General features: G+C 43.7%; 6 protein-coding genes. 2 read left to right on the forward strand and 4 right to left on the reverse strand.

Going from position 1 to position 8,431, the window contains the following annotated elements; all coding sequences use genetic code 11:
• Positions 1-29: 29 nt before the first annotated feature.
• Positions 30-539 carry a gamma carbonic anhydrase family protein gene (locus VRU48_RS19555; protein ID WP_330109614.1) on the forward strand — a complete coding sequence of 170 codons (510 nt, stop codon included), beginning with the start codon at positions 30-32 and terminating at the stop codon, positions 537-539.
• Between the two features lie 6 nt (positions 540-545).
• On the opposite strand, the gene VRU48_RS19560 is transcribed toward VRU48_RS19555, so the two are convergent.
• The 4 genes from VRU48_RS19560 to VRU48_RS19575 form a co-directional block, all read right to left on the reverse strand.
• Positions 546-2,180, reverse strand: a complete 1,635-nt coding sequence (locus tag VRU48_RS19560; protein ID WP_330109615.1) for an Ig-like domain-containing protein — start codon at positions 2,178-2,180, stop codon at positions 546-548.
• 131 nt (positions 2,181-2,311) lie between these two features.
• A complete protein-coding gene (gene mnmG, locus VRU48_RS19565) occupies positions 2,312-4,174 on the reverse strand; it encodes a tRNA uridine-5-carboxymethylaminomethyl(34) synthesis enzyme MnmG (RefSeq protein ID WP_330109616.1) in 1,863 nt (620 codons plus the stop codon).
• A gap of 70 nt (positions 4,175-4,244) precedes the next feature.
• On the reverse strand, positions 4,245-4,496 hold the full coding sequence (locus VRU48_RS19570; RefSeq protein ID WP_330109617.1) for a CBU_0592 family membrane protein: 252 nt from the start codon (positions 4,494-4,496) through the stop codon (positions 4,245-4,247).
• Between the two features lie 2 nt (positions 4,497-4,498).
• Positions 4,499-6,367, reverse strand: coding sequence for an ABC-F family ATP-binding cassette domain-containing protein (locus VRU48_RS19575; RefSeq protein WP_330109618.1), 1,869 nt, complete (start codon positions 6,365-6,367; stop codon positions 4,499-4,501).
• A 378-nt stretch (positions 6,368-6,745) separates the two neighbouring features.
• Between VRU48_RS19575 and VRU48_RS19580 the strand changes: the two genes are divergently transcribed.
• On the forward strand, positions 6,746-8,431 hold a 1,686-nt coding region (locus VRU48_RS19580), incomplete at its 3' end, for a hypothetical protein (protein ID WP_330109619.1).

An 8,431-nucleotide genomic window follows, 5' to 3' on the forward strand; every position in this document is an offset into this window, starting at 1 on the left:
AGTTATCACATCTCAAATCCAACAACAAAATGCCAGTTATTTTACCCGTTAAAGATATCCACCCGAAGTGGGGCGAAAACAGTTTTATTGCACCTAATGCCACTATAGTTGGCGATGTAACCATGGGCAATAACTGCTCGGTTTGGTTCAATGCGGTAATTAGGGGAGATGTGAATACCATTACCATTGGCAATGATACCAACATACAGGATGGAGCTGTTATCCATGCTACCTATTTAAAAGCAAGTACACACATTGGCAATAGGGTTTCTGTGGGCCACAATGCCATTGTACATGGCTGTGAGGTTAAAGACCACGTGCTGATTGGCATGGGTGCTATTGTAATGGATCATGCAGTGGTTGAAGAATTCTGCATTATTGCAGCAGGAGCAGTCGTTTTGGAAAATACCATCTGCGAGAGCGGATTTTTGTATGCCGGTATGCCTGCCAAAAAAATAAAGCCTCTTACCGATGAGCAAAAGGCTTTATTAAAGAAATTACCAGATAATTATATTATGTATTCCGACTGGTTCAGGTAAACCGCTTTATTCTTTCGGAATGGTAAGTACTTCGTTTCTATCAAAATTGGCTCTGATAGATAGTTCTTTTGGACCATACCAAATTTTTTCTGGCTGTAATCCTTTAGCTACATCGCCGGTATCCCAAATTCCATTTTTATTGGTATCATAAACAATCCTTGCATAATAAATCCCTTGTCGATACTTACTAAAGATCACAGACTTGTTTTTATTGATACTTTCGCTATAAATAACTTGGTCTTTTTTCTCGTTAACCAGCTGTAAGATATAGTTTTTAGCAGTATCCGGAACCTCAACTTTTAAGGTTAGGGTGCCATAATCATCCGAGCTGCCAAGCTTAAAGGTCTTTCTTATTTCCTTGTTTTTGGTATTGAAAATACCCGTAATGGCACCTTCGGCTAGTACCAATATGTATTCTTCCTTCTTCTGCCATTTATAGGCCACATTATAGCTTAAAATATTCGTGCTGTCTTTGGTTAGGGTAAATCCTTTGCGTGGAATAGAATCCTCCAATAAAGTTACCTTACTCATATCAATATTCTCTATAGGAAGATTAAAATGAAGCTGAAAAGGCTTATAAGGATTGAGCGAATTGGATTCCAAGTTGTCTGTAGCCTGTATATTACGAGTATAGGTATCTCTTTTTCCACGAGTAAATCTTTCGGTTTCCAATAATTTTCCTTCGTCTTTAATGGCAATCTTTACCGAATCGAAACCCATATCGGTAAGCCAAACTTTAACCGAATCATTGGTTTTGTTAAACTGTACCTTCTTATTGAGGTCTATATTAGCAGGCTCGGTTACGGTAAGCTGAGGCTTTTTCAATTGCTGATTAAAAACCATGCTAATGCTGCCATCGTTGTTTAGCTTTTTATCTAACACCCTAAAATTAACGGCTAGTTCCTTAAATATCTGCAGGTTAACACTATCTAAATTGCTTTTATCCAATACCAATGGAGTTTTGATAAAACCGATTTCGTCGTTAAGTTGCTGATAGATCCTGTCGCCACTTTTTTCCTTTAAGGCATAGATTTTATACGATCCTTTTTTAAGGTTGTTTAGTTTATAGTTGCCGCTGCTATCGGTGGTGGTAAAAATAGAGGGCTTCTTTTTGCCAAATAAACTATCGCGTTCTAAAGGAAAAATAAAAACGGTAGCATCTATTTCGGGCGCACCGGTAAGCGAATTTCTTACCTTGCCGCTAATACTCAACGAATCGAGGGTAGGGCCGGTAGAGAGTACGTAAGTAAAATTCTTCAGGATGTTTCCTTCGTTTACATCGGTAATCGCCTTGCCAAAATTCAAGGTATAAGTTGTGTTTTTTTCCAAACTGTCTTGAAGCGTAATTTCCAGGTGCTTAAGCTTGGCTTTGAGTACCGGCGGCTTTTCCTGCTCGGGCGAAATTGAAAATTCCTTAAACTCGTTGTTGAGTTTGATGTATTCGTCAAATTCTATGACAATTTTCTTGGCGTTGAAATTGGTGGTCAGATTTTTTGGTTCCATTTTCAAAACCTTAGGCGGAGTCTTGTCTCTGGGTCCGCCTTCGGGAGTTCTCATGGTGGCACAGCCCAAAATAAGGGAAGTCAGGAAAACCCCTAGGTATAAAATCTGATTTTTTGAGTACTTCGCGTTTTTCGGCATTTATAGGGCTTCTGTTGATTTTTACCTCATTTTGGAACGATTACATTAAAAATATTTAAAAATCGCTTATATCGCTTTTAATGAAGTCTATAATTTTATTATTAAATGGTTGATTATCAATCAATTTACGATTATTTGGAAATATGTACCATTAAAACCGAAATATCTGAAGGAGAAACGCCAGAAATGCGAGAAGCTTGCCCCAAAGTACGAGGTTTAATTTTCAACAATTTTTCACGCGCCTCTTTGGATAGCGAAACCAGTTGGTTGTAATCGAAATCCGGATTGATGGATTTGTCTTCCATCTTCTGCATTTTGTTGACAATCTCGTTTTCCTTTTCAAAGTAGCTTTCGTACTTGATTTTGATTTCTGCCTGTTCAACCGTTTCCTGATCAAAGGTATTTAAAAGTTGGTCAAACGAAGAACTTACTTTTCTGATGTCTTCGATACCAACCTGGGGCCTGCTCAATACGCTAAACAGTTTTACATTTTGATTGAGTGGGGCAGTACCCAAACTTTCGAGCAGGCTATTGGCTTCGCTCATTTGCACACCTTGTTCTTTGGTAAAGGCAACGATGGCATCAGAGTTGGCTATCTTTTGGTTAACGATGGCCAGGCGTTCATCGCTGATAAGACCCAATTTATGGGCAATAGGAGAGAGCCTGATATCGGCATTGTCCTGTCTCAATAACAAGCGGTGTTCGGCCCTCGAAGTAAACATCCGATAAGGTTCTTCCGTACCTTTGGTTACCAAATCGTCGATCAAAACACCGATATAAGACTCAGAACGCTTCATAATGAGCTCGTGGGCGTCATTTACTTTCTGATGGGCGTTGATTCCAGCGATAAACCCTTGACTAGCAGCCTCTTCATAGCCTGTAGTTCCATTAATTTGACCAGCAAAGAACAAATTGCTGATCAGCTTGGTTTCGAGGGTTAAAGAGAGCTGGGTAGGCGGAAAATAATCGTATTCGATGGCATAACCCGGCCTAAACATCTTGGCATTTTCGAAGCCAGGAATTTGGGTTAGGGCTTTGTATTGTACATCTTCGGGTAGGGAAGTTGAGAAACCATTGACATAGATTTCGCAGGTATTCCATCCCTCTGGCTCTACAAAAATCTGGTGTCTTTCGCGTTCGGCAAAACGGTTGATTTTGTCTTCAATAGATGGACAATAACGCGGACCTAAACCCTTAATGCGACCGGTAAACATCGGCGATTTTTCGAAACCTTCTTTCAGGGTTTCGTGTACATTTTCGTTGGTATAAGTAATCCAGCAGCAACGTTGGTCTTTAGGCAAGGTTACGTTGGTATAGGAAAAACGACCTGGATTTTCATCGCCCCATTGTTCTTCCATGCGGGTATAATCGAGCGATCTTCCATCAATGCGCGGGGGAGTTCCGGTTTTCATGCGGCCTGCTTCAAAACCCAATTCGGTTAATTGTTCGGTTAAACCGGTCGCGGCTTTTTCGCCCGTACGGCCTCCTCCAAATTTCTTTTCGCCAACATGGATAATTCCATTCAAGAAGGTACCATTGGTCAGTACCACAGCCTTGCCATAAATCTCTACGCCGAGCGCAGTTTTCACGCCAACAACGGTATTGTTTTTAATCAATAAGCTACCCACCATTTCTTGCCAAAAATCTACATTTGGTGTTCTTTCTAAAGCTAAACGCCATTCTTCGGCAAAGCGTTTCCTATCGTTTTGGGTTCTTGGGCTCCACATGGCAGGCCCTTTCGACTTGTTGAGCATGCGGAACTGTAGGGTGGTTTTATCGGCAATAATACCCGAATAGCCACCCATGGCATCAATTTCTCTAACAATCTGTCCTTTGGCTACACCGCCCATAGCAGGGTTGCAACTCATCTGTGCGATGGTCTCCATGTTCATGGTAATCAGCAACACCGACGAGCCTAGGTTTGCAGCGGCAGCAGCGGCTTCGCAACCGGCATGGCCAGCCCCTACAACAATAACATCGTATTCTTTAAACATCTATTTATTTTTGTGTTTCACGTGAAACAGTACAAAATTAATCAAAAATCAAGCAGAAAAATTCTTTGTTTCACGTGGAACTTTTCTTTTTTACAAATAATTTAAAAAGTCCATAGAGCGCGACAGCGCTCCAAACGCTTTCTAAAATAACAAAAGGCATAAAGGAAATCAGCCAAGAAGCATATCCTGCAATGCCTGCACCCAATAGATTTAATATTCCATAGCTCCAGCTTTCTGCTTTAATTAGTTTCAGACTTTGCAAAAAGAAAGCAATCAATAAAATACTCACGCCAATGGTGGCAATTAAATCTGATGTTTTCATGCTTAGTTTGTTTTTTCAGAAAGCTCAATCCAGCGTTCCATCAAGGGGTTTAGTTCTTCGTTTAGTTTTTCTATAGTTTGAGAAACTTCCTGGATTTTTAAATAATCGGCACTGTCTATTTCGTCGAGTGTTTTGGTTAATTCAGCAATCTTGCTTTCCTTCGTTGCCATGGCCTGCTCAACATCTTCCAGTTCTTTTTGCTCTTTGAAGCTTAGTTTTTTAACCGCGACTGCAACAGGAGCGGGAGCGCTTTCTTGTTTTGCTTTTTTAGGCGCAGCGTCTTTGGCGGTTTCTAAGCTCAAACGATGTTCAGAATAATTTCCGTTGTAAATGGTTACTTCGCCATCGCCTTCCATAATAAACAATTGTTCGCTCATTTTGTCGAGCAGGTACCTGTCGTGCGAAACCAAAATCAATACGCCTGGAAAGTTTTCTAGGAACTCTTCGAGTACGTTCAACGTATCAATATCAAGGTCGTTGGTCGGCTCATCCAAAATCAGAAAGTTCGGATTTTGCATCAAAACCTTCATCAAATGTAAACGCTTTTTCTCGCCACCACTTAATTTTTCGACCAAGCCATGTTGTTTTTTGGGCGGAAATAAAAATAGGGTAGGTAGGGCAGATGCCGAAATGGTTTGTCCATCGGCCATCTTGATGTATTCTGCATCCGATTTTACAATATCAATGACACGTTCTTTTTCATTGAAAGCCAAACCGCCTTGTTTGTAATAACCGTAAACCGTGGTTTCGCCAACATCTACTTTTCCTTTTTCGGGCTGAAGGTGATTGGTAATGATATTGAGCAAGGTAGATTTTCCCGTTCCGTTCTTGCCCGCCAAACCAATTCGATCACCCTTTTTAAACGTGTAAGAAAAATCGTTGATGATTTTCTTGTCGCCAAAAGATTGGGCAATATGTTCCAGTTCTAGAATTTTGCTTCCCTGTCTCGACATTTTTACGTTCAGAGTTACCTGTTTGTTGTCTGAACGCTGTTTGGTTTTTTCTTCCAGGTCGTAAAAAGCATCAATCCTTGAACGCGATTTGGTGGTACGAGCGGCTGGCATCCGACGCATCCATTCGAGCTCTTTCTTCAATAGGTTTTTATTCTTTTGAAAAGTACTTTCGTCAGCAGCTTCTCTTTCCGCTTTCTTTTCTAAAAAATAAGCATAATTGCCATTGTAGTTGAATATTTTTCCTCTGTCGAGCTCTACAATGGTATTACAAACATTGTCCAAAAAGTAACGATCGTGCGTAACCAACAAGATGGTTTTGCTTCCGGTAGTCAGTAATTTTTCCAACCATTCGATGGTGTCGATGTCCAAATGGTTGGTTGGCTCATCTAAAACATAGATTTCTGGATCTTCGATGAGCAATTTGGCCAAGGCCAGGCGCTTTTTCTGTCCGCCAGACAAAGTATTTATTTTTTGTTGCAGGTGGTTGATGCCCATTCTGCTTAAAATAGTCTTGATTTGATGTTCGTATTCCCAGGCATTATGCTCGCTTAATTCACCATATAAGTGATTGAGCTTTTCTTCATTAGGATGTTCTTGCTCAATTAATTCTTCATATTCTCTGATGAGCTGCTGTTGCTTGTTATCCATAGAGAAAATGAAGTCGCTAATCGAATAGCCTTCCGGAAAAACGGGTTCTTGATCGAGGAAACCGATCTTCACGGATTTGTTCTTTACGATTTTTCCTTCCAGGGGTTCGAAGCGTTCGGCCAACAGTTTAAGGAGCGTACTTTTGCCGGCACCGTTAATGCCAACCAACGCTACGCGCTGACCCGCATTGATGCCCAGGGTAAGATTTTTAAAAAGCCATTCTTGGTGATAGCCATGGCCAAGGCCTTCGGCTGCGATTAGTGTACTCAAAGTCTTTTGTAACGGGTTATCGGATTAAAAATTGCTGCAAAAGTAATCAATAAAATCGGCCTATGGCGCTGATAATGATTGTTATGGACAAATAGGAGGGATGAGTGACAAAATCAATAGTCTTTAGAAGCCTAATTGTACTAAAATTGTAATGGCGAGAACAAAAATTTGATTTTACGCAGAATCCGCCTTCCGAATAAGGCAAAAACAGACAAAATCGTCTGTTTTTTAGAATCATAATATCCTTCCAAAACGCATGTTCATCCATCGCTGGCTATCGTTCGTCCTGCGAAAGGCACTGTTGGGCAAAAAATTTTTTTATTCGAAAAAGGGGTGCTAACTTGGCCGAAACATTTAGTTAACCTTTTCATCTTAATTATGAAAAACCTCTCTGCAACAAGAAGGGCAATTTTGCTATGCCTCGTTGTGCTAGGCGTTTTGCCAGTGCTCAAGGCCCAGAAAACTTCCGAAAACCCAATGAACTACCTGCGCACCGACCTGGTCAGCCCGTCGGCCACGGCCGCGACCCTTGGACGCTATGGCGATGCCTCGGTCAACCAGTCGAGCGGGGCGCCGAACCTCTCCATCCCGATATTCACCGTTACGGGGCACGACCTGAGCGTGCCCATCGTGCTGAGCTACAGCTACGACGGCTTCAAGCCCGCCCAGCCCAACGGCTGGACCGGAATGGGCTGGAACCTGCAGGCCGGCGGGGTTATTACCCGCCAGATCAGGGGAAGGGTGGACGATATTGTTGATACGGAAAACCAACGGTTCGGAAGTAGCTTTGTGCAGAGCAATATCGTCGCTGCGGGTGGTTATGAATCCACCGATATGCAGAACTTCCTGAAAGGCGTTATGGAGGGCGGCTACGACGGCGAGGCCGATATCTTCAGCTTCAACTTCGGGGGCTATTCGGGCAAATTCACGCTGGTGAACGGCGTGTTTACCCTGTTTCCCTACTCGAAACTGAAGATCAGCGGTTCTGCGGCCGGTTTTACCATCACCACGGAAGACGGTACCAAATATGGTTTCGGCGATGTGGAACATACAAGCCCGAAGTCTACCTACAGCGGCCCAGGCAGTTACAATATCCCATACCATGTGTCGGCCTGGTACCTCACCTCTATTACCAACGCGGCCAATACCGAGGCCATCCGGCTCCTCTATACGACCGACACTTCCTACCCGCAACTGGGGACCAACAGCCAGACCTACAAACTGGTAGAAGACGTGTCCAGCGGAGGTTCCTCGCAGCTCTATGCACCCTACTTCGGATTCTCCTCATATATAGACCCAGTGAGGCTGACGACGATCATTTCCGAGAGGCAGACGGTAGATTTTTCGGGGGGCGCTTCCCGCAAGGACATCCTGACCGGCCCACCGGTCCTTGGCAGCATTACGGTTACCGACAATAATTCGGGAGAGATCATCAAGAACTTCAGGTTTAAGTATGGCTATTTCGGAACCGGTACCTATCTGGAAAAGTACCTCAAGCTGAAGAGCCTGGAAGAACTGCCGGGCTGGAAGGAGGGAGAAGTGCTCGACACCACCAAGAAACAGGTCCATACCTTCGACTACATAGCGGAGACGGGCTCCTATCCCAACAGGACGGAGGCCTTCGTAGACCATTACGGCTATTACAAAGGGGGCTCGTTCGGCAACATCATGATCCCCGACTATATCTATCCCGGCGGGCCCAACCGCGACCCGAGCCCGCTTACGGCGCAGTTCGGGGCGCTCAAGAAAATCACCTATCCCACCGGTGGCAGCACGACCTTCGACTACGAGGGCAACGTTGGCTTCAACGGCAAGGATTACGTCAAGATCCCGAGCAACCTTACCAGCTACGTCTACAGGCCATCTGGCGCCCCGCCGCTGGACCACTTCGAATCCGACTTCGAGAGCGGGAAGTTCACGATCAACTATGGCCAGCGAGTGGGCATCAACCTGGTCCGCTATCCCAAGTCGCTGACGGGCGACGGCAACATAAAGGGCTCTTTTGACGCCAGGCTGTACAGAGAGGTCGAAGATGGGATATACGCTTTCATAGACACATGGAAG

Origin of the sequence: Pedobacter albus, assembly GCF_036324255.1 — a bacterium.
In the GTDB taxonomy this organism is placed as follows: Bacteria; Bacteroidota; Bacteroidia; order Sphingobacteriales; family Sphingobacteriaceae; genus Pedobacter; species Pedobacter albus.